The sequence below is a fragment of the Haloparvum alkalitolerans genome (assembly GCF_055381565.1).
In genome coordinates, this window is record NZ_AP043938.1 from 540,185 (window position 1) to 560,719 (window position 20,535).

The 20,535-nt window shown below is 68.7% G+C and carries 25 protein-coding genes; 4 read left to right on the plus strand and 21 right to left on the minus strand.

The features are described from left to right. The first annotated feature begins 67 nt into the window (after positions 1–67). The 4 genes from ACZ432_RS05070 (at position 68) to ACZ432_RS05085 (ending at position 9,037) form a co-directional block, all read left to right on the plus strand. Entirely contained in the window at positions 68–2,146 is a 2,079-nt protein-coding gene (locus ACZ432_RS05070) for a hypothetical protein (RefSeq protein ID WP_426962907.1), read from the plus strand. Positions 2,147–2,154: 8 nt separating this feature from the next. Next, on the plus strand, positions 2,155–5,658 hold the full coding sequence (locus tag ACZ432_RS05075; RefSeq protein ID WP_426962906.1) for a coiled-coil domain-containing protein: 3,504 nt from the start codon (positions 2,155–2,157) through the stop codon (positions 5,656–5,658). Between the two features lie 48 nt (positions 5,659–5,706). Continuing rightward, the gene (locus ACZ432_RS05080; RefSeq protein ID WP_426962905.1) at positions 5,707–7,164 is read left to right on the plus strand and encodes a hypothetical protein; all 1,458 of its coding nucleotides are present in this window, start codon (positions 5,707–5,709) and stop codon (positions 7,162–7,164) included. Positions 7,165–7,237: 73 nt separating this feature from the next. After that, positions 7,238–9,037 carry a restriction endonuclease gene (locus ACZ432_RS05085; RefSeq protein ID WP_426962904.1) on the plus strand — a complete coding sequence of 600 codons (1,800 nt, stop codon included), beginning with the start codon at positions 7,238–7,240 and terminating at the stop codon, positions 9,035–9,037. A gap of 53 nt (positions 9,038–9,090) precedes the next feature. Here ACZ432_RS05085 and secY read toward each other — a convergent pair whose 3' ends face one another. The 21 genes from secY to ACZ432_RS05190 are packed head-to-tail and all read right to left on the minus strand — an operon-like array spanning position 9,091 to position 20,534. Then, positions 9,091–10,560 (minus strand): preprotein translocase subunit SecY, encoded by a 1,470-nt coding sequence (gene secY / locus ACZ432_RS05090; protein WP_426962903.1) that lies wholly within the window; start codon positions 10,558–10,560, stop codon positions 9,091–9,093. Positions 10,561–10,563: 3 nt separating this feature from the next. Further along, the gene (locus ACZ432_RS05095) at positions 10,564–11,055 is read right to left on the minus strand and encodes an uL15m family ribosomal protein (protein ID WP_426962902.1); all 492 of its coding nucleotides are present in this window, start codon (positions 11,053–11,055) and stop codon (positions 10,564–10,566) included. After that, on the minus strand, positions 11,052–11,516 hold the full coding sequence (gene rpmD, locus ACZ432_RS05100) for a 50S ribosomal protein L30 (protein WP_426962901.1): 465 nt from the start codon (positions 11,514–11,516) through the stop codon (positions 11,052–11,054). Before rpmD ends, ACZ432_RS05095 begins: the two co-directional genes overlap by 4 nt. Then, on the minus strand, positions 11,516–12,163 hold the full coding sequence (locus ACZ432_RS05105; RefSeq protein ID WP_426962900.1) for a 30S ribosomal protein S5: 648 nt from the start codon (positions 12,161–12,163) through the stop codon (positions 11,516–11,518). Before ACZ432_RS05105 ends, rpmD begins: the two co-directional genes overlap by 1 nt. Beyond that, positions 12,156–12,713 (minus strand): 50S ribosomal protein L18, encoded by a 558-nt coding sequence (locus tag ACZ432_RS05110; protein ID WP_426962899.1) that lies wholly within the window; start codon positions 12,711–12,713, stop codon positions 12,156–12,158. Before ACZ432_RS05110 ends, ACZ432_RS05105 begins: the two co-directional genes overlap by 8 nt. Further along, the gene (locus ACZ432_RS05115) at positions 12,713–13,174 is read right to left on the minus strand and encodes a 50S ribosomal protein L19e (protein ID WP_426962898.1); all 462 of its coding nucleotides are present in this window, start codon (positions 13,172–13,174) and stop codon (positions 12,713–12,715) included. Before ACZ432_RS05115 ends, ACZ432_RS05110 begins: the two co-directional genes overlap by 1 nt. After that, entirely contained in the window at positions 13,171–13,875 is a 705-nt protein-coding gene (locus tag ACZ432_RS05120) for a 50S ribosomal protein L32e (protein ID WP_426962897.1), read from the minus strand. The genes ACZ432_RS05115 and ACZ432_RS05120 overlap by 4 nt, the downstream gene beginning before the upstream one ends. Next, positions 13,876–14,412, minus strand: coding sequence for a 50S ribosomal protein L6 (locus tag ACZ432_RS05125; protein WP_426962896.1), 537 nt, complete (start codon positions 14,410–14,412; stop codon positions 13,876–13,878). Positions 14,413–14,414: 2 nt separating this feature from the next. After that, on the minus strand, positions 14,415–14,807 hold the full coding sequence (locus ACZ432_RS05130; protein WP_426962895.1) for a 30S ribosomal protein S8: 393 nt from the start codon (positions 14,805–14,807) through the stop codon (positions 14,415–14,417). Between the two features lie 2 nt (positions 14,808–14,809). Continuing rightward, positions 14,810–14,989, minus strand: a complete 180-nt coding sequence (locus ACZ432_RS05135) for a 30S ribosomal protein S14 (protein ID WP_426962894.1) — start codon at positions 14,987–14,989, stop codon at positions 14,810–14,812. Continuing rightward, positions 14,986–15,498 carry a 50S ribosomal protein L5 gene (locus tag ACZ432_RS05140; RefSeq protein WP_426962893.1) on the minus strand — a complete coding sequence of 171 codons (513 nt, stop codon included), beginning with the start codon at positions 15,496–15,498 and terminating at the stop codon, positions 14,986–14,988. Before ACZ432_RS05140 ends, ACZ432_RS05135 begins: the two co-directional genes overlap by 4 nt. Beyond that, positions 15,495–16,202, minus strand: coding sequence for a 30S ribosomal protein S4e (locus ACZ432_RS05145; RefSeq protein WP_426962892.1), 708 nt, complete (start codon positions 16,200–16,202; stop codon positions 15,495–15,497). The genes ACZ432_RS05140 and ACZ432_RS05145 overlap by 4 nt, the downstream gene beginning before the upstream one ends. After that, the gene (rplX, locus tag ACZ432_RS05150; protein ID WP_426962891.1) at positions 16,199–16,555 is read right to left on the minus strand and encodes a 50S ribosomal protein L24; all 357 of its coding nucleotides are present in this window, start codon (positions 16,553–16,555) and stop codon (positions 16,199–16,201) included. The genes ACZ432_RS05145 and rplX overlap by 4 nt, the downstream gene beginning before the upstream one ends. A 2-nt stretch (positions 16,556–16,557) precedes the next feature. Beyond that, positions 16,558–16,956 carry a 50S ribosomal protein L14 gene (locus ACZ432_RS05155; protein WP_058366159.1) on the minus strand — a complete coding sequence of 133 codons (399 nt, stop codon included), beginning with the start codon at positions 16,954–16,956 and terminating at the stop codon, positions 16,558–16,560. Then, positions 16,956–17,297 (minus strand): 30S ribosomal protein S17, encoded by a 342-nt coding sequence (locus ACZ432_RS05160; RefSeq protein WP_426962890.1) that lies wholly within the window; start codon positions 17,295–17,297, stop codon positions 16,956–16,958. The genes ACZ432_RS05155 and ACZ432_RS05160 overlap by 1 nt, the downstream gene beginning before the upstream one ends. Then, positions 17,288–17,740, minus strand: a complete 453-nt coding sequence (locus ACZ432_RS05165; RefSeq protein ID WP_426962889.1) for a ribonuclease P protein subunit — start codon at positions 17,738–17,740, stop codon at positions 17,288–17,290. Before ACZ432_RS05165 ends, ACZ432_RS05160 begins: the two co-directional genes overlap by 10 nt. Before the next feature lie 3 nt (positions 17,741–17,743). Beyond that, positions 17,744–17,956 carry a 50S ribosomal protein L29 gene (gene rpmC, locus ACZ432_RS05170; RefSeq protein ID WP_058366161.1) on the minus strand — a complete coding sequence of 71 codons (213 nt, stop codon included), beginning with the start codon at positions 17,954–17,956 and terminating at the stop codon, positions 17,744–17,746. A gap of 3 nt (positions 17,957–17,959) precedes the next feature. Continuing rightward, the gene (locus ACZ432_RS05175; RefSeq protein ID WP_058366162.1) at positions 17,960–18,928 is read right to left on the minus strand and encodes a 30S ribosomal protein S3; all 969 of its coding nucleotides are present in this window, start codon (positions 18,926–18,928) and stop codon (positions 17,960–17,962) included. Beyond that, positions 18,928–19,386 (minus strand): 50S ribosomal protein L22, encoded by a 459-nt coding sequence (locus tag ACZ432_RS05180; RefSeq protein WP_426962888.1) that lies wholly within the window; start codon positions 19,384–19,386, stop codon positions 18,928–18,930. Before ACZ432_RS05180 ends, ACZ432_RS05175 begins: the two co-directional genes overlap by 1 nt. A gap of 3 nt (positions 19,387–19,389) precedes the next feature. Next, a complete protein-coding gene (locus ACZ432_RS05185; RefSeq protein WP_426962887.1) occupies positions 19,390–19,815 on the minus strand; it encodes a 30S ribosomal protein S19 in 426 nt (141 codons plus the stop codon). Next, entirely contained in the window at positions 19,812–20,534 is a 723-nt protein-coding gene (locus ACZ432_RS05190) for a 50S ribosomal protein L2 (RefSeq protein WP_426962886.1), read from the minus strand. The genes ACZ432_RS05185 and ACZ432_RS05190 overlap by 4 nt, the downstream gene beginning before the upstream one ends. Position 20,535: the final 1 nt, after the last annotated feature.

The following is a 20,535-nucleotide window of genomic DNA, read 5'->3' on the forward strand; positions in this document are numbered from 1 at the left end:
CGTGGGGACGCCCGCGAAGTGACGGTGTTTCGGTGTGCGGACCGCATCGAAGCGCCGGAGGAGAGACATGAACCCGCAGGAACGTCGCGACTTCGCCTGGTACCTCGGCGGCATCTTGCTGACGACGCCCGTTCTCGCCCACCTGTTCTACAACATGTGGCTCGGCGGGGGGTACCTGCTGGCGCGGTACCTGACGATCGTCCCGTTCGTCCCGGACGGCGTGACCGGCGTCGAGGCGCTGCTCTCGTTCGGCTTCGGGGTCTACCTCGGTCTGCTGGCCCTCTACTCGAACGACTACCGGAAGCGGTACCAGGGGCTCCTGCTGCTGTCGGGGCTCGTGGTGCTCGTCGGGGGGCTGACGATCGGCGGTCTCGGCCTCGGGATCACGCCGCTGAACGCGGCCGCGCTGGCGGCCGGGACCCTGCTGGGGATCGTGGTCGAGGCGGTCCGCTCCGAGGCGCTCGGTCTCGAGGGGGAGCTCCGGCTGGTGAACCTCGGAAAGAGCTCCGTCGGCAACGCGGTCCGCGACGACGACGAAGCCGCGCAGTTCCGCGTCGCCTCGCTGGCGCTCGTCGTCGTCACGGTCCTCGCGGTCGTCGTCGGCAACGGGCTGTACCTCGTCGTCAGCCCGCCGGGCCTGGAGACGTACTCCTTCTCGGCGGCGTACGTCGTCGCGTCGCTGGTGTTCTTCTACTTCCTCCACGGGTTCATCACGCTCGACCCGACCGGCGAGAGCGAGCGCGCGGACCCGGACACGACCTCCTTCGAGGTCATGGGTCCCAAGCAGTCGGGGAAGACCTACTTCGCGCTCGCGCTGTTCCTCGAGGTGCTGAACAACGAGGACAAGTACGACCTGGAGGGGCGGAGCAAGGGGATCCGGTCGCTCGTCAACGAGTACAACAACGCCGGCGATGACCTCCGGTGGGACATCGCGAACACGCTCCCCGACGAGGCGGTCCCGCTCCGCTTCGAGTTCATCGCGCGGTCGCGGCTGAACCCCTCGCGGATCAAGGTGAACATGCTCGACCACCCCGGCGAGATCCTCCCCGACGTGAGCGAGAACCTCTCCGGCGAACGCACGGTCACCGACGGCGGGTCGCCGGACGAGGACGAAGAGGAGTCGGACGGACCCGCGGTGTCGCTGCCGGAGAGCGCGGCCGACGAGATCCCGGCCGACGAGGTGCTCGACCGGCGCGACGACCCGGACGAGTCGTCGGCCGACGAGGAGCCGGACGCCGAAGAGGACTGGTCGCGACAGGACGCGGGCGACGGAAGCACGCTCGACAACGGGACCGCGAGCGACGTGGACGCGGTCGAAACGGACGACGTCGACGTCAGCGGGGACGAGAACGGGACGGAGGACGAACGCGGCGGCGCTGACTCGGCGACCGAGACCGCCGCCTCCTCGACGGCCGTGGACGACGCCCAGTCGTCCGTCGATCCGGACGCCTCGTCGGTCGACTCCGACACGTCGACGGTCGATCCGGACGCCTCGACGGTCGACCCGGAGGAGGAGCCGGAGGCGACCGACGAGGAGCCGTCCGGCGATGCGACCGAGCCCACGTCGGCCTCCGCGGACGCAGAAGCGGAGGAGACCGAGCAGGCGGCCGACGACGAGGGGACGGCGGACGAGGACACCTCGACCGCGAGCGTGAACCGCGAGCCCGTCTCCGCACAGGACAAGGTGATAAAGCGCGTCGAGAACAACGTTAAGGAGTCGAACAAGCTCGTGTTCCTGCTCGACTCGGAGCGGTTCCACGGCCACGTGCCGCCCGGCGCGTCCTCGGCCAACATGCACGTCGAAGACTTCTCGGACATCGTCGAGAACGTCGACGTCGACGACGTGGTGCTCGTCGCCTCGAAGGCGGACTTCTTCATCGAGGAGTGGCAGGAGGAGAAGGGCCATCAGGCGCGGCCCGGATCGAGCGCCAAGCGGTTCGAGAGCTTCCGCGAGTACGTCGCCGAGCAGCTGATGGGTGACCTTCAGGTCAAGGGGCTCGCGCGGATGGTGAACGCCTCGACGATCCACCCGGTCTACTTCGTCACGGAGGAACGGGACGGCGAGCTCCAGCCCAAGCCGGACAAGCAGGGGAACATCCAGCCGGTCGGGGTCGAGAACGTGCTCGAGTCGATCATCAGCTCCTGATCCGACGCATGGGCACGCTTACCATCTACGGAACGCAGGGGAGCCAGATCGAGCCGGAGACGGGGACGGACGTCCAGGCGGAGGGACGCCTCGCCGCCCACATCGACAACTCGGTCGACCTGTTCCTCGACCCGGCGTCGAACCGCGTCGTCGCCTACGTCCGCGCGCGCGTCAGCGGCTCGCGACCGAATCACTACCACGCCGAGTACGTCGGCGAAGACGGGGAGAACGTCCTCGCGGGGCTTCTCGACCGGCTGCGGGCGCTCGCGGACGACGACGACCCGGCCGGCGACCACGAGTGGACGCTCCTTCGCGACCGCGACCGGTTCAACCTCGCGTGGTGGGCCGTCGAGCTCGAGGACCCCTCGCTGGACGACCTCGGCGTCGACCTCCGAAAGCGGCTCGCGATCGACCAGCTGCTCGAGGAGGGGACGGACCTCGACTTCGGCGTGGCGGGCTACCGGGCGGCCGCGACGGCGCTGGGGTACTACGCCCGCCGGTCGGGGTCGACGCCCTCGATCGGCGTGAGCAGCGGGGGACGGATCAGTCCGGTTCAGTCGGTCGACCTCGTGTTGGCCCCGGGCGAGTACGAGGGGCTCACGCCGCTGACGGACGGGACGGAAGCGGCGCTCCGGAGCAAACAGGAGGACATCGAGGGACTCGTCAGACAGGACTACGAGAGCCGGGCGCTCGACGCGGTCGACGAGCTGTCGGCGACCGACGATCTGAGCGCGTGGCGGCTCCACCAGGACCTGACGGCCCTCGAGACGTACCTCACGTCGCTGTGGACCGACGACCCGAAGTCGGTCGAGGTCCGCTCCGACGCGGCCGAGCGCGTCGCCGAGACGGTGACCGGACTCCAACACGAGGGGCAGACGGGCGAGCTCCCCGATCCGCGAATGCTCGATGCCGAAGCCAAAGTGGGCGTTCGCGACCGCGTGCTCGAACGACTCGCGGAGGAGCGCGACCGCCTGGAAGCGGAGCTGCCGGAGCGAGTGCGCGGAGAGTTCGACGCCGCGACCGACGACCTGACGAGCAACACGATCACGACCGTCACGCACTCGATCGAGGCGCTGCTCGACGTGTTCGACGGGCATCGAGAGACGGTGCCTGACTCGTGTCCGGAGCCGGCACACCGGATCGTCGACCGGCTTCGGGAGCTCGAGGCGAACACAGCGCTCCCGGCCCGAGAGCGCGACGAGATCCGGAGCGAGGTGGAAGCGGAGCTCACAGAGACGCTCGAGGCGCTCAAAGAGCACAAGCGGTCGCAGTTCCTCGACCGGTTCGACCGCTGTCTAGAACAGGTCGAACTCGCGGACGTCCGCGACGACCACCTCGTGGCGTCGATCCGTCGCGTCGTCGAGGGGGACGAGAGCGTCGACGCCGACTCGGACCTGCTTGCGCGTTTCGCCTCGGTCGTCGACGACGTGGAGTCGGCGGACGTGTTCACCGACGACGAGCGACGCGACCTCCGGTCGGAGTTCGTGGGGCGGATCGAGGACCGCGTCGCACAGCTCAGGGCGAGCCGCGAGACCACGCTTCGAGAACAGCTCGAGGCCCAGCTCGACGAGATCGAACAGCGGAGCGGGAACGAGCCGATCGACGCGGTGTACGAGCGGCTCTGGACCGCGAAACAGCAGTGCACGCTCGACCCGAGCCGCGACGTGGACGACCCGGCCGTCCGGAAGTTCGCGACCCTGGTGGCGCGGCTCAATCAGGACGAGGTCATCACCCAAGATCGGAAGTCGGAGATCCGCGCGGACCTGAACGAGCGCATCGCGTCGGAGCTGGACCGGATCGAACGGCGCAAGCGCGAGGACGCAGTCGAGCGGGTCGGGGACGAGCTCGACCGCGTCGTCCCCGCGATGCGGGCCGAGTTCGGGGAACAGACGGCCTTCGAGCGGCTCGAAGCGCTCCGTCGGTACGTCAACGGCGACCGCGACCGCCTCGACGAGGGCCATTTCGACAAGATCGTCTCCGAGGTGGACGAGTTGGACGGCGCCGAGAACGGCGTCCTCGACGTGGAGGACATCCGTGAGGCCAGATCCGAGATCCGGTCACGCATCGAGGACCGACAGGCGGAGATCCGACGCGAGGAGAAGAACCGCCTCGCCTCGGACCTCGAGTCGGCGGTCGACGAGCTGCTCGACCACTCCGGTCTCTCCGCGCGGACGAGGCTGGAGATACTCGACCGCGTTCACTCGTTCTGGACCGAGAAGGGAGGGAACCACTCGACGAGCTGGAGCGAGGTGGCCGTCGAGGTCGACCGGCGGCACGAGGAGTCCGTCGCGTCGCTGTACGACCGGATCACCGACGACCTCGAACAGGTCCGAAACCGGCGCAAGCGCACGATACTCACGGACGAACAGCGCCGGACGCTCAAGAACGAACACTTCGAGTCCACGCTCGGGGACGCCATCGACCGGGCGAAGGCGGAGTACCGCGACGCCGTAACCGAGCAGTTCGAGGGCGAGATCAGGGACGCCGTCGCGGGGCTCAACAGGTACGAGTCGGACCTTACCCGGGTGCGAGAGGACCTCGAGACGCTCGAGGCGACGAAAGCCCTGCTGGAAGGGTCGACGCGGCGGGGCGGGTCGGCGGCCCCCGACCGGCTCCGCGAGTTCGTCGAGGAGTTCCGCACCGACGACCTGTTGCGGCCCGACGAGGAGAAGCAGCTGCGCGAGCAGTTGCTGGCGGTACTCGAGGAGCGGATCGAGGAGCGCCGGGAGCTCGAGACCGAGCTCCAGGAGGGGACGTTCCGCGACCTGCTCGAGGACTTCCGGGAGGAGGACCTCCAGCCGAACGAGCGGCTGGTGGCGCTCTTCCAGTTCGAGCGGCTGCTCCGGGAGACCGACGGAGCGGTCGAGCAGGAGTACATCAGGAACCCGCAGGTGCTCCGGGAGCGCCGGGAGAGCCTCTCGGAAGGAACGCGCCAGGACCTCGTCGAGGAGATAGCCGAGGTCCGAGCCGAGATCGCCGGCGAATACGCGGCGACCGTGATCGACGACATCGAGACCTCGCTGGAGAACTACGTCGAGGAGACCGGCGACAACGTGGACACGAACCAGGGGCTCGAGAGCTTCAACCAGTTCCTCTCGGGCTCCGAGTTCGATCCCCAGATCGCACAGCTCATCGCGGCGAAAGACCAGTTCGAACAGGCGCGGGGGCTGCACGCGACCGGCGCGCTTCCGGACGAGGAGTACGGAGAGGTCACGGAGGCGCTTCACGAGAAGACGGAGGAACTGAAGACGGGCGAAGTCGCCACCGGCGGACGGCTGGGTGGCGTATCGTCGAAGCTTTCCTCGGTCGTGCCGTCGGTCGGGCTCCCCGACAGGAAGACGCTCGCCACGTTCGGGGCCGGGGTCGCCGTCGGCGTCGTCCTGACCGCGGCGGCGGTCGTGCTCACCGTCGGCCTCGCGGGCATCGGCCCCGTGCTCGCCCTCTCGGGGGCGGTCGCGGCGCGGCCGGTTCCCGAGGCGCCCGGGGCGCTCGGTGAGGACGCGCCGGAATAGGTCGACGCCGGAGAGCGGTCGAGCCGACACGAACTCCCGACTCACACGATGACCTCGCACACCGCACTCACGCTCGGCGGACCGACCTCGGCGGTCTCCGTGACCGTCGGCGGCGGGCCGGCGACACCACTGCCGGTCGGACAGAGCGTCATCCCCGGCGTCCCGGACCTCTTCCTGGCCGTGTTCGTAGCCATCATTCTTCTCGCCCTCGCGGGCGCCGTCCTCTTCGCGTACACTCAGCGGTCCCGCGGCGACCGCGCGGAGGAGTGGTCCAGGCGGGACGCCGAGCAGGCCAGGAAGCGGGCGGAGGAGGTCCTCGACCGTCTCGACGACCTCGTCGACGGTGACCTCGACCCCGGGAAGTGGGAGATCCCGCGACGGAAGCTGGAGGTCAGCGGCGAGGCGCTGGAGGCCGGCGAGTACACGAAGGCCCGCCAACACGCACAGGGCGTGCTCCGGGCAGCGCGGCGGAACGCGGAGAACGCGGTCGAGGCCGCGGAGCTGACCGTCGAGGATCGCGTCCCCGGCGCCGACATCGAGCGGGCGACGGACCGACTCGACGCCGCGAGGAGCGCGCTCGAGTCGGACCAGTACGCGGAGGCGTTCGTCCGGGCGCGTGAGGCGGACGAGGCCGCCGATCCGGATCTCAAGGAACTGGTCGAGACGGCACAGGCCGCCGCGGAGGCGGCCGCGTCCTCGGAGGTGGAGGCGGAGGAATCGCCCGCGGCCGCCGAACGGAGCGCGACGAAACGACGCGAGAGCCGGGACGCGTACGCCCGCGCGCTGGAGATCGCCGAGGACCGCGACGAGGAGGAAGTCGCCGAGCGGCTCCGGGAGGAAATCGCGGACGCGGAGGACGCGCTTCGGGAGGCCGAGAAGCGCCGAGCCGTCGTGCGGATCCGGGAGTCAACCGAGAGCGCGGCCGAGACCGCCGACAACGGGAGCGCGCTCCGGGAGAACGGGGAGTACCGCGACGCCGCCGACACGTTCGCGTTCGCGGCCGAGGAGTACGAACGGGCGCTGTCGATGGCGCGCGAGCACGACCTCTCGTCGGCGATCGACCGGATCGAAACCGGCCTCGAGTGGACCCGCGGTCGGGAGACGGCCGCGCGGCTGGACGCCGCGGAGGCCACGATCGACGACGCGGCCGAGCGCGTGAGCGAGACCCCCGAGGCGGTCAGCGAGGAGATGTCGACGCTCATGGAGCGACTGGAGGAGGACACACACGCCGACGGCCGGGACGAGCGCGTCGACGCGTTGCGGCGCGAGGCGGGCCGCGTCAGGCTGATCGCGAACACCGAACGCCTCGAGGAGCTGATCGAGGAGGCTGAGTCCAACATGACCGTCGACCGGATAGAGACGGCGGTCGACAAGTACGAGTCGGCGCTGTCGGCCGCCGAGAAGGGGATCGAGGTCGCAGAGGAGAGGGGCTTCGACGACGAACAGGAGCGACTGGAACGGCTCGCGGAGCTTTGCCGCGTGAGGCTCGATGACCTCCGAGAGTGACCGCCCCGCGGCGGGGCGACGCCCCGTCGCGTCGGGAGGGTTTCCGCGAGTCGCGCTCCGTCAGATCGAACGGATGGACTGGCGGACGTTCGAACACGTGGTGGGCGACCTCTGGGAGGAGATGGGGTACACCACGGTCGTCCGACAGGGGAGCAACGACCGGAAGATCGACGTTATCGCCCGGAAGCGCGGTCCGGGCGGGAAGACGATCGCCATCCAAGTCAAACGCTACGACTCCCGGACCGGAAACGACGTGACGCGAACCGAGGTGCAGGAGTACTACGGCATTCACACGCAGATAGACGCCGACGAGTGCATGATCGTCACGAGCGGCGAGTTCGCCGACGACGCCGAAGAGATCGCGGAGCGGCTCGGCGTGCGCACCGTCGACGGCGAGGAGTTCCTCCTGGCGATGGAGCGGCACGCCAGCCTCGCCTTCTACGCCGAGCACGCGACAGCGCTCGGGATCGAAGTCGGCGACGTGTGGGCGGAGGTCGCCGCCCGCAGCGAGCGGTCGGTTCCCGGCCGGGTCGGAACCTACTGTCGGTCGACCCTCGGGCGTGCCGAGGTGCTCGCGGGACGCGCGAGCCGCGAGGCCGGCGAGACGGTCGACCGCTGGCAGAGCGCCGCCCGCCGCGCGCGCGTCCGCCTCCGCGGGTTCGACCCCGCGATCCGGGCCGAGCACGACGACGGCGACCGTGATCCCGCGGCCGGAGGTGCTGGAGACCCCGACGCGACGCCGGAGTCCACACCGGCTTCCGATCGGCTGCGGGAGACCGGGCGGCAGCTCCTCTATCGCGGCACCGACCGGATGCGTGCGCCGCCGGTCTCCTGGTCGCCGGGCGGTCGGGCGCTGCTTCCCGCGGCGGGAGTCCGACCCCGGCTCCGGCGGGAGCGATGGTTCACCGGATCCCGACAGACGGCCGCGTGTCTGATCGCGGCCGCGTGCTGTCTCCTCGCCGCCGCGGCGGCCCTCGCCGGCGTCGAACTCACCGTCGGCGGACACCCCCTCGAGGCGATGCTCGTCGTCGGTGGAGCGGTCGGCGTCGTCGGCACCGCAACGCCGAGCCTCGCGCTGGCCCGAACCCCCATGGAGGCCGCACGGGTCGCGTACGCGCCACTGATGGCCCTACCCGTCGCCGCGTGGGTGGTCCGCGGATACCCGCCGGTCTCGGGGTCGGTCCACGGCCTCACCGCGGTCGTCGTGGCGGCGACCGCGGCGTTCCTGCTCCACACGCGGGTCGCGTCCGGGCGTGCGGCCGCCGCCCCCGCGTTCCGCCTCCGCGACGCCGAACCCGGCTACGAGCCGATCCACAACCCGGTCACGCTCGCCGGCCTCGCGGGGTGTGGCCTCCTCTGGTCGACCCTCGCGCTCGCGCTCGTCGACGCGGCCGGGATCGTCGGCGTCGGAGCCGGACCGCAGCGCGTCCTGGCGGTGGCCGGACTGTTGGTCGTGACCGTCGCGTGTCTTGGGTACGTCTGGAACGGCGGCGTCGTCGGCATCACGGCCTCCGTCGTCGCCTTCGGGGGCGTGGTCACCCTCGCGTCGACGCGCGGGGCGGTGCCGCTCGCGACCGGCGTCGACGCCGGCGTCCTGTTCGGCGGCGTGCTGTCGCTGCTCGTCGCCGCGACGTACCTCCTGCTCCACACCGAACACCGGACGGTCGCGCGCTGGCAGGTCCTCGTCGGCGGCCTCGCGGCCGGGTTCCTGCTCGAGATGACCGACTACTGGCCCGTCCGCGCCGTCGCGCGGTCGTACGAGACCGTCGGCGGCCGAGCGCTGATCGCAGCGACCGCGGTCGCGGCGACCGCGCTGTTCTGTGCGGTGCTGTGGCTGGAGCGACGGGCGATACGCGAGACGCTCGAGCGGTGAAGCGATAAAAAACGAAGGGCCGCCGGACCGCGGACGCGCTCGCCGCGAGCGCGTTACTCGTTGCCGAACATCTGGCGCATCATCGGGTGCATCTCCATGAGCTGCTCCTCGGCGATCTCCTCGTACAGCTTGTACGTGATGGAGACCGCGAGCAGCAGGCCCGTGCCGGAGACGCCGCCGACGGTGCCGAGCATGTTCGCCATGACCGCGAGCAGCCCCACGAGGGCACCGCCGATGACGGTCACCTGCGGGATGTACCGCTCCATGACCTTCTCGACGACCTGCGGGTTACGCCGGAAGCCGGGGATCTGCATCCCGGAGTTCTGGATCTGCTTCGCGGTCGCCTCCGGGCCCATGTCCGTCGTCTCCACCCAGAAGATGGCGAAGATGGCGCCGCCGACGACCATCACCGTCAGGTCGATGGCGACGCGGACGGCGATCATCCACGGCTCCGCGGTCGTCTCACCGAGGAACCACATCCACTGGCCGGGCTGCTGGATCGGCGCGACGTAGTAGAAGAACCCCGAGATGGGGGTCCCCTGGTCGTTGTACGCACCGAGCCACGTCGGCATCGCCGCCCACTGGGAGTTGAGGATCTGGCCGAGGAACTGCACGTTCGCCTGCAGCGCGCGAACGAGGATCATCGGCAGGACGGACGCGTAGATGAGCTTCACCGGGAAGCGACCCCGTGCGCCCTTCACGCGGGCGTGCGACAGCGGGATCTCCACGCGGACCGACTCCGCGTAGACGACCACGCCGAAGATGAAGATCGTCGTGAACAGCGCGAGCAGGCTCCCGGGCTCGAAGAGGAGGCTCTGGAGGCCGTCCGCCGTGAACGGCGAGCCGATCTCCTCATTGCCGGTGATGATCGCGACCCAGCGGGCGAAAAAGCCCGACTGGCCGAGCGCCGAGAAGCTGAAGAAGCCGCCGACGAGCTGCTGGCTCACCGCCGCGATGATGAACAGCCCCACGCCGGAGCCGACGCCCCACTTGCTCACGATCTCGTCCATGAACAGGATGAGCACGCCGCCGACGAAGATCTGGGCGAAGATCAGCACCTGGACGGCGAAGACGCTCACGCCGAGCGCGCTCGCGACCGTCTGGTCGACTGGCAGGAAGCCGCCGGAGAACACCATCGGCGCGGCCGTCAGGCCCGTGACGATGAACACCAACAGCTTCTGGAGCCCCTGGTAGAGCACCTGGTCGCGCGGGTCGCTCGTGTCAAGCCCGAGCAGGTTGGCGCCGCCGAGCAGCTGCAGCACGATGGACGCCGTGACGATGGGTCCGATCCCCACCTGCAGCAGCGAGCCGGACTCCCCGGCCAGGATCGAGCGGAACTGGCCGAAGAAGTCGCTGCTCTGGCCCGCCGCCAGTCCGAACGGGTTGATGTTGGTGAGGAAGAAGTACACCATCAGGATCCCGGCGGTCCACAGCAGCTTCCGCTTGAACGGAACGTGGCCCTCGGGACGCCGGACTGTCGGCATCCGCGTGAGTACCGGTTCGGCGGCGTCCTTCCAGCTCATACGTTACGCCTCGTCGCTCTCGTCGTCTGAAGTGTCTTCCGCTTCGTCGGCGGTCTCCGCCCGCTCGGAGAGGACGGCGTCGCCGCCGGCCTCCTCGATGAGCTCGACCGCGCCCGCGGTGAACGCGTCGGCGGTGACGACCAGCTCGTTGCGGACCTGACCGCCGCCGAGCACCTTCACCACGTCGACCTCGTGACCGTCCTCGACGACGTCGCGCGCGTCGATGACGTACGCGTCGCCGTCCTCCTCGGCGAGGTCGTCCGCGGCGTACAGCGCCGCGTCCTCGTCGAGCTTCTGGACCTTGACCTCGCGGACGTCCGCGCGGGCGTCCTCGGGTCGCTTGAAGCCGTGCTTGCCGAGCGGTCCGTAGTTGTGGAACTCGTGTTTGGCGCGTCCCGCCGCGCCGCGGCCGCCACGGTGGCCGGCGCCGCGCCGGTTCTTGTGGGAGCCGCCGCCGTGCGTGCGGGAGCCGCGCTGTCGTCGTTTCTTGCTCATCGCATGTCCTCCAGTAGCGCGTCGATCTCCTCGGTGGAGTGACGACCCAGCTCGCCGCCCTCGATGGTCGGGTGCTTGATGCCCTCGTGACCACCGCGGGGCGGGTGCAGACGGACGGTCGGGGAGAGCCCCTGCTCGCGCAGCGTCGTCTCCTCGTCGACCAGCGCCGCCGCGAGCGCCTCCAGGTCGTCGTAGTCGGTGTTCTCGTCGATCCACTCGTCGTCGACGTCGGCCTCGCCCTCGAGGGGCTCGCCGCGTCGCGCGAGCGTGGCCGCGACCGCGTCGACGCTCGGCTCGCCGAACGCCACGAAGTCGTTGACCTTGGTGATCATGCCGCGGTAGGAGTCCGTCTCGGGGACGAACGTCGCGTGGTTGACGCGACCGATGTTGAGCATGTCGAGGGTGTCGACGACATCCTCGCTCATGTTCACGTCGCCGCGGATCTGAACGAGCGCCTGCATCACTCGCTCACCTCGTCGTAGTGGACCTCACGGGCGTGCTCCGGCGTGCGCGCCGCCGCCGCGTTCTCCAGCGCGTTGAACGTCGCCTTCGCGAGGTTGACCGTGGTGCGGGTGTTGCCGTCGGAGCTGGTCCAGGCGTCCTGCACGCCGGCCAGTTCGAGGATGTTGCGCACCGTCTCCGCGGCCGCTAGCCCGAGCCCCTGCGGGGCGGGCTTGACCTCGACGGTCACCGAGCCGGCCTTCCCCTCCGCGCGACGCGTGAGGGAGTTGGTGCCGCCCGGCTGGTCCTCCCAGGACCCGGAGCCGCGGTCGACCTTGATGATGTTCAGCTTCGCCACGTCGATGGCCTTCTGGATGGCGCCGCCGACCTGCTCGTCGCGGGCCTGCGCGTAGCCGAGGTAGCCGTCGCGGTTACCGACCGCGACGACGCAGCGGAACTTCACGCGGCGCCCGGAGTCGGTCATGCGCTGGACCATGTTGATGTCCAGCACTTCGTCCTCGAGCCCCGGCAGGAGCTGGTCGACGATCTCGGCCTCCTTCAGCGGGAGCCCCGAGTTCAGCGCCTGCTCCATCGACGAGATCTCTCCTTCCTGTACCTTGCGGCCGAGGCGCGTCCGCGGCTCCCAGCCGTCGTTGTTTCTACTCATAGTCCTCCTGGATGGTGGCGAGCACGTCGTCGAAGTGCTCGGGCAGTTCCGTGGCGTCGAAGTCCCCGCTGTAGAGCGGCTCGTCGAGCTGCTCGGCGTAGTCGGCGATGTGCTCGCCGCGGTTGCGCGACCAGTCCGCCAGCACGCTCTCGCTGTGGGGGATCTCGAGCCCCGCGTCGATCGCTCCTTCCTGCACCGCGAACACCTTTCCGCCGGGCGTCGCCGTGTTGAGACCGATGTCGAGGACCGCCTCCTCGAACCCGTCCGCCACGGCGCGCGCACCGAGCAGGTACCCCGTCAGGTACGCGCTGGGGAGGTTGCCCGTGGGGGCGTCCCAGCCGTACTCGTCGAGGTCCTCGCTGGAGGCGCTCGCGTGAATCTCGTCACCGTTCTGTCCGGGGGTAGCCAGCTGCGCCCTGACGTGAGCGTTGCTCACCCGGGCGACCAGGCGAGGCTTGCCCGATTTCAGCAGGCGCAACCTCTGATGGTAATCCGTCCGGACCTCACGGCGCCGTCGCATCGGCACCTTGTATCGTGGTCCTGTCGCCATTAGTTCGTCACCTCGTATCCGTAGTTGTTCTCGATGTACGCCTCGAGACGGGCGACGTCGTCGAACTCGCCACCGCCCGCCTTGTTGTACAGCGTGCGGTACTCCGACGCGTCGAGGACGTCCTCCTCGTCTCGAAGCTCCTTCAGGCGCGCCCGCTGTGCGCGGATGCGCGCCTTCCAGTCGTCCTTGGTGTTCTGCCGCGCGCCGGACTTCCCCTTGCGGGAGCCGGCGCCCTTGCGGTGACCGTACGAGCGCTTCTCGGCGCGCTCGCGGGCCCGGCCGCGGGAGTTGGACTTGGCGTCCTTCGCGCGGATGGTGCCCTGGTCGATGAGTTCGCGGACGTCCTCTCGGGTGATGGCGTCCTCGATCTCCTCCTGTGCCTCGGGGTCGAGCCAGACGCGGTTCTCGCCGACGTCGAGTTCGTCGGCCGCGAGCCGCTTCTGTGCGCTGAGGTCGCTCATTGCTCGTCAACCTCCACTTCGACGTAGGTCGGATTGAGCACGCGAATTTCGCGTTCCTCGGCGATCTCCTCGATGCGCTCGCGCTTGCGAGCGCCGACGGAGCCGCCGATGCGGACGGCCTGCGTGTCGCCGTCGACGCCCTCGAGGTCGTCCGTGTTCTCCACGCGGACCTCCTCGAAGCCGCTCGGGTGCAGGTCGCGGGCCGCCTTCGGCGAGCGGAAGCCCGCCTCGACGGTGTCGCCCTTCCCCTTCATCCCGCGGCGCTGCTTCGAGAGCGTGCCGCGGGGGCGTCGCCACGACGTGGGGACGCGCTTCTTCTTGTGGTAGTCCTGACGGTTGAACTGCGGTTTGCCCTCGCGGTGCTTCTGGGCGAGCGCGCGCGCAGTGTCGTCGTCGAGCTCCGGCGTCTTGTCCGCGTGACCGCGGGGTCGGAGCTCCGTTTCGGTTTCCTCCTCGGATTCGGCCTCGTCGGCCTCCTCCTGGGTCTCGTCTTCGATCTCGGCTTCGGTCTCCGTCTCGACTTCGAGGCCACCGACGTCGGCCTTGATACGCGCGGCGAGCGCGTTGCCGATGCCGTCGACCTCCGCGAGTTCGGACTGCGAGGCCGCCTTCACGTCCTCGACGGTCTCGTAGCCGGAGTCGCGGAGCGCCTCGGCCTTCGAGGGACCGACGCCGCTGATGTCTTCGAGTTCGTCTGCCATTTAGGCTCCTCCTTTCTGGGGCTTCTCGACGATGTACACGCCGTCCTGGAAGACGCGCGTGTCCTTGTCGGTCACCTTCGTGAGCTGTTCGATGTCGGCGGCGGTCTGTCCCACGTCCTCCTTGCTCGGACCGGAGAGCGTGATCTCTTCGCCGTCGACCTGTACGTCGGTGTCTCCGCGGACCGGCGTGCGCCGGGCCGCCTTCTCGCCGAGGAAGTTCTCGATGACGACCTCGTCGCCCTCGACGTCGACCTGCATCGGGAAGTGGGCGTAGAAGACTTCCATCTTGTACTCCCACCCCTCGGTGACGCCGTGGATCATGTTGGCGACGTGGCTCTCGAACGTGCCGACCGTCGCGTTCGTCTTCGCGTCGTCGTTCTCGGACGCGACGACGACCGCGTCGTCCTCGACGGAAACGTCCACGTCGGGGTACCAGAGGCGGCGCGTGACGCTGCCGTTCGGCCCCTCGACGGTGAGGTCGAGGTGGTCGAGCTCGGCGGAGACGTCGTCCGGAATCGTGATTTCGACTCTGTTCATTGTTAGTAGACGTATGCGATCACTTGGCCGCCGATGCCCTGTTCGCGGGCCTCGTAGTGGCTCATGACGCCGTGGCTCGTCGTGACGATGAGCGTCCCGTAGTCACGGGCGGGGAGGAACCGCTTCTCCCACTTCTCGAACTCGTCGGCACCCGCGGAATAGCGGGGCTTGACGGCGCCACATTCGTTGATCGCGCCTTTCAGTTCGACGTCGAAGACGCCGGCTCGGCCGTCGTCGACGAACTCGAAGCCGTCGACGTACCCGCGGTCGTAGAAGACCTCGAGGACCGATCCGATGACGTTCGACGCGGGCTCTACCGTGTACGACAGATGGCCAACGCTCTCGGCGTTATCGAGTCCGGCGAGCGCGTTGGCGAGGGGGTCGTTGCCTGCCATGATTAGCTGTACTTCTTGAATCCCATCTCGCGGGCGACCTCGCGGAAGCACTGCCGGCAGAGGTTGATGTCGTACTTGCCGACGAGCCCCTGATTGCGGTCACAGCGCCGGCAGGAGTGCTGCTGGCCCGTCCGCTTCGTGGCGTGCTCGCCCGTCTGTTCGTTTGCGTCGCTCTCGCTCATTCGCCTACCTCCACGTCGAAGTTCTCCTCGAGGAACGCGGACGCGTCCTCGGGCGTCATGCGGTGGCTGTCCGGGATCGACCGGGTCTCCACGTCACGCTTCGTGACGCGGTAGCCGGGCCGGACGATAGTCGCGGTCACGTCGAGTCCGTAGATGCCGACGTTCGGGTCGTACTCCTGGCTCGGGAAGTCGGTGTGGTCCTCGACGCCGAAGCTGAGGTTGCCCGTCTCGTCGAACTGCTTCTCCGAGACCTCGACGATCTCGAGGGCGGTCTCGAGGAACTCCGCGGCCGCCTCCTCGCGCAGCGTCACCTTGGCGCCGATCGGGTCACCCTTGCGGATGCCGAACTCGCCGACGGTGCGCTTTGCGGTGGTGCGGACGGAGTCCTGTTCGGTGATCTCCTCGATGATGCGCTCGGCCTCGGCGAGCGGTTCCCCGCCCTGCCCGACGCCCATGTGCACGACGACCTTCTCGATGCGCGCCTCGCGCATGGCGTGGTCCGCGCTCATTCGTCATCACCCGTGAAGTTCTCGTCGATGACCACGACGTACTCCTCGACCGTCTCGAAGTCGCCGTCGTCCGCGGTGACGGTGACGGCGTTCGAGCCGGAGCCGAGGGTCACGTCGATCTCGTCGATCTCGCCGATTCGGCCGGCGTGCTGACCGGAGACGGCGGTGACGAGGGCGCCCTCCTCGTAGGTGAAGTGGGCGACGATCTCCTTCGTCTCGTTGTCGACGACGATGGAGTCCTTCGTGTCGTACTCGCCGGCGTCCTCCGCGTCCACGCGCACGTTCGTGCCGTCGTGGAGCGTCAGCTGGACGTCGCCGCCGGGAACGGCCGTCTTGTTCGAGATGCGGCCGAGCCGGCTGCTCGCGGCGTCCTCGTCGACGGGGGTCAGCGCGAGCCGACCGCCCTCGTCCGGGAACACGCGGTAATACTCCTCCCGCTCGGTGAACGCCAGGATGTCGAACATCCCGATGGGTCGCGCCTCGTCGGAGACCGCGTCGCCGTTGACCAGAACGGAGTCCTGGTTCAGCGCGTAGCGGGCCTCCTTCCGGCTGTCGACGTATCCGAGCACGTCACGCAGCAGGATGAGCAGCGGAACGCCGGCCTCGCCGTGCGGTCCCGCGCCAGCCTTCACCGTGAAGGTCTCGGTCTTGCGTTCGACCGGCCAGGAGTTCGGTACTGCCAGTCGCTTCTGGTGGTTCGTCATTCGTTATCCTCCTGGAGACGCGCCTCACGGCGGTCGTCCTCGAGGTCGAGTTCCGTCACGCGGACGTTGCTCGCCGGGAGCGGGCGCGGGGCCTCCTCGCCGTCGGCCTTCTCGACGGTCACACCTTCGACGGTGATGACCGCGTCGGTCAGGTCGACGTCGAGCACCTCGGCCTCCTCGCCGGCGGCGTCGCCGCGGAGCACCTCGACGGTATCGCCCGCGTTCACGCGGACGTTGCGCTGGCCGTACTCCTCACGGAGCTCCTCCGAGAGGGTGGCACGGACCTGCTTTTGCCGCTCGTGGAGCGGCGCGTTCTCCGTCTGCTTTCGTTGTTTGCGTGGCTGTCGCGTCATGATTAGACGATCATCGTCGCGGTCGAGGCGATGCTGCCGAAGCGCTCGGCGACCTCGCGAGCGATGGGGCCCTTGATCTCCGTGCCCCGCGGCTCTTCGAGGTCGTCGATGACGACGGCCGCGTTGTCCTCGAACTTCACGCGCGTGCCGTTCGGTCGGCGGATCGGCTTGCGCTGGCGGACGATAACCGCCTCCAGCACCTGCCGCCGCATCTCCGGAGTCCCCTTGGTGACCGAGACGGTCACCTTGTCGCCGATACCCGCCTTCGGGTGGCGGTTCTTCGTACCGGAGTAGCCGTGGACGCTGATCACTCGCAGCTCACGGGCGCCGGTGTTGTCGGCGCACGTGATCAGCGAGCCGCGTTCGAGGCCCTGCGTGACGTCGGCCTTCAGCGCCTCCATCACTCGTCACCTCCGATCTGGACGACGACGTGGGACTTCGTCTTCGACAGCGGTCGCGTCTCCGCGATCTTCACTTCGTCACCGACTTCGACCGAGTCCAGCACGCCCGGCACGTGTGCCGGGATGCGGGAACGACGCTTCATGTACCGGTCGTACTTGGGTACGAAGACGTCGTATTCTCGCTCGACGATGACGGTCTTTGCCATATCCGTCGACACGACCGTGCCCTCTCGGACCTGGCCGCGGACGGACAGCTGCCCGTAGAACGGGCACTTCTCGTAGTCGTAATCCTCCGGGTTTTCCGGTTCCGGAGGCGTGGGTACGTCGATTCCTATCGCCATGTAGAGACACCTCGTTCGGTGCGTTCGGCGGGTCGTGAGAGCAGTTGGTCGCCATCCACCGTAACGTAGACCACGTCTTTGCACTCGCCTAGGGAGCGGCTCGCCGACTCGGCGCCCGCGTGGGCTACCGAGGCGGACGGGCCAGACTGGCGAGGGCGTACCCCCGCAGTATCCGGCCCGAGTTGGGACGTGGACCCCGGCCCCTTTCGAGAGCCGGCGGCTTCATCTGTGCGCGTCGTGACGGAATCTCCGAGCGCGAACTCGAACGTCGTGCCCGCCTTGGGCACGCGCTTGTCCCCCGACTGCGTCCGCACGACGAGCGTGCGTTCGCTCTCACGCAGGACGCGGCCGGCGACGCTGGAATAGGCGTCGCTGGCGGCGGCGGCCACCCGAACCGGGAGGCCGACGAGTTCGTGTCGCGTGAGCGTGTCGGGGGAGATCATTCGTTATTCGTCGTCGAAGTCGCCTTCTTCGCGCTGGATCGTCTTGATCCGCGCGATGGTGCGGTTCAGTTCGTTCATGCGGCCCGGACTCTCGGGCATCCCGCCGGCGGCCTGCTGGGCCTTCACGTTGAGCAGCTCGGTCTCGAGCTCCTCGAGCTCGGCCTCGCGCTCTGCGGCGGTCATGTCGCGAATTTCGTCAGTGTAGAGGATGGCCATGTATTACTCCTCCGTTTCCTCGGTCTCGGCGTCGGCGTCCGCGTCGGACTCCTCGTCCTCGTCGGCCGCCTCCATCTCCTCGACCAGTTCGGCCGCCTCTTCCTCGACGTCCTCCTCGAGGTCCTCGAGCTCCTCGTCTTCCGGCGTGGTCTGCTCGATCTCCTCTTCGGGAGCGACGTCGGTCGCCTCGGGCGAGGTCTCCTGGGTCTCCTCGACGACTTCCTCGACGATCTCCTCGTCGATGACGTCCGTCGGGTCCTCCTCGGGCACCTCGACCTCCTCGTCGGCGCCCACGTCGGGCACCTCCTCGGGTTCCTCCTCGAGGAGGGACTCGACGCCCTCCTCCTCGATCTCCTGTTCGACCTCGGGCGCCTCGACGTCCTCGTTGATGTCGAAGTCGTCGGGCAGCTCCGCACCCGGCGGGATGATCTTCACCGTGACGCCGATGGTGCCGAGCTTCATGACGGCGACGCCCTGCCCCTCGTCGACGACGTCCTCCGCGGGCTCACCGTTGTGCTTGATGTAGCCGCGGTTGAACTTCTCGACGCGGGAGCGCGCCCCGGTCACCTTGCCGGAGAGGACGATCTCGGCGCCCAGCGCGCCGGACTCCATGATGCGGTCGATCGTGGTGTGACCGGCCTTGCGGAAGTACCAGCCGCGCTCTAAGGCGTTCGCGAGACGGTCCGCGACGATCCGTGCGTTGAGGTCCGGTTCGTCGACCTCCTGCACGTCGATCTGCGGGTCGTCCATGTCGAACCGCTCCTCGAGCTCGGTGGTGATCTTCCGGATGTTCTTCCCGCCCTTGCCGATGACCATGCCGGGCTTCTCGGCTTTGAGCTGGATCTGCGTGCCCATCGGCGTCTTGGCGATGTCCATACCGCCGTAGCCGGCGCGACCGAGTTCGTCAGCGAAGAACTCGTCGATCTGGGCGCGCTGAAGGCCGTTTTCGATGAACTGGTGTTCGTCTGCCATTAGTTGTCCTCCTCGATGATGAGCTCGACGTCACAGAGGGTCGTGTTCCACGGCGAGGCGCGGCCGAACGCCCGGGGCTTGCGGCCCGGTCGCTCGCCGACCTTGTGCGGCGCGACGTGCTTGATGACCATCGCGTCGCCGTCGAACCCCTGCTCGGTCGCGTTGTTCTTGACGTTGGTGAGCAGTTTGAGGAAGTCCTTGGAGGCCTTCTCGGGGTAGCGGCCCGCGTCCCAGCCGTCGATGTCGCCCTTGTGGCCGACACCTGTGTTGTGCTGTTTGAACGGGACGGACTGCTCCTCGTCGATGACGGCCTGGAGGTACTCCTCGGCCTCCGTGACCGTCTTGCCCTTGAGCTGTCGGGCGATCGCCTTGCTGTGCTTCAGGCTGATGGGCCGCTCGCGGAGCATCCCCTTGGCGGTGGTCTCCGGGTCGGCCTCGACGCTGTAGTTGATTCCCATGGGTTACTTGAGGGGCACGAACTTCGAGGACCGGGTCGCGCCGATGCCGGCCTGTCCGTGCTCGACGGTGCTCCGCGTCAGGTGGAACTCGCCGAGGAAGTGGCCGATCATCTCCGGCTCCACGCGGACGCGCTCGAAGCTGTGTCCGTTGTAGACGGAGAAGGTCAGGCCCACGAACTCCGGGAGCACCGGCATGTCGCGCAGGTGCGTCCGGATCGGGTTATCGGCCGTCTCCTCTTCGGTGCGGCTCCGGGCCTTCTCGAGCAGCTTGCGCTTCTCGGTGCCCAGTCCTCGGGTGATACTTCGCCGCTGGCGTGCGGGGAGCAGTTCCGCGACCTCGTCGAGGTCCATCTCCTGGAGCTCGTCGAGCGAGTGACCGCGGTAGGCGAACTCCTCGCCCTCGCGGCCGATGCGGTATTCGGAACTCATTTGTTGCTACCTCGTCCGGTTCGCTTGGATGCGATGTCGCCGACCTTCCGTCCCGGCGGGGCGTCCCGCGAGACGGACTTCGGCTTGCCGGGGTGCTGGCGGCCGCCGCCACCGAACGGGTGGTCGACGGCGTTCATCGCCACACCACGGACGCGCGGGTACTTCGTGCCGCGCGATTTCATCTTGTGATGCTTGTTGCCGGCCTTGACGAAGGGCTTCTCCGTCCGGCCGCCGCCCGCGACCACGCCGATGGTGGCGCGGCACTGCGGGTCGAGTCGCTTGACCTCGCCGCTGGGAAGCTGAACGACAGCCACCTTGCGGTCGTGGGTCATCAGCGTCGCCGAGACGCCCGATGCGCGGGCGAACTTGCCGCCGTCGCCGCGGTTGCTCTCGACGTTACAGACCGGGACGCCCTCCGGGATCTCCGCCAGCGGCATCGTGTTGCCGGGCTTGATCTCCGCGGAGACGCCGATCTCGATCGTCTCGCCGACGCTCACGCCCTCGGGCGCGAGAATGAGCCGGCGGTCGCCGTCCTCGAACTCGACGTCCGCGAGCGGTGCCGAGCGCGCGGGGTCGTGTTCGATGCCGACGATCTCGCCGGTGACCGTGTCGGTCTCCTCCGGCGTCTTGTGCGACAGCTCCGCCTTGTAGCGGTGGGACGGGGCCCGGAACGTCGGGCCGCCGCGTCCTCGCCGCTGTCCCTGAATTCTTCGTCCCATC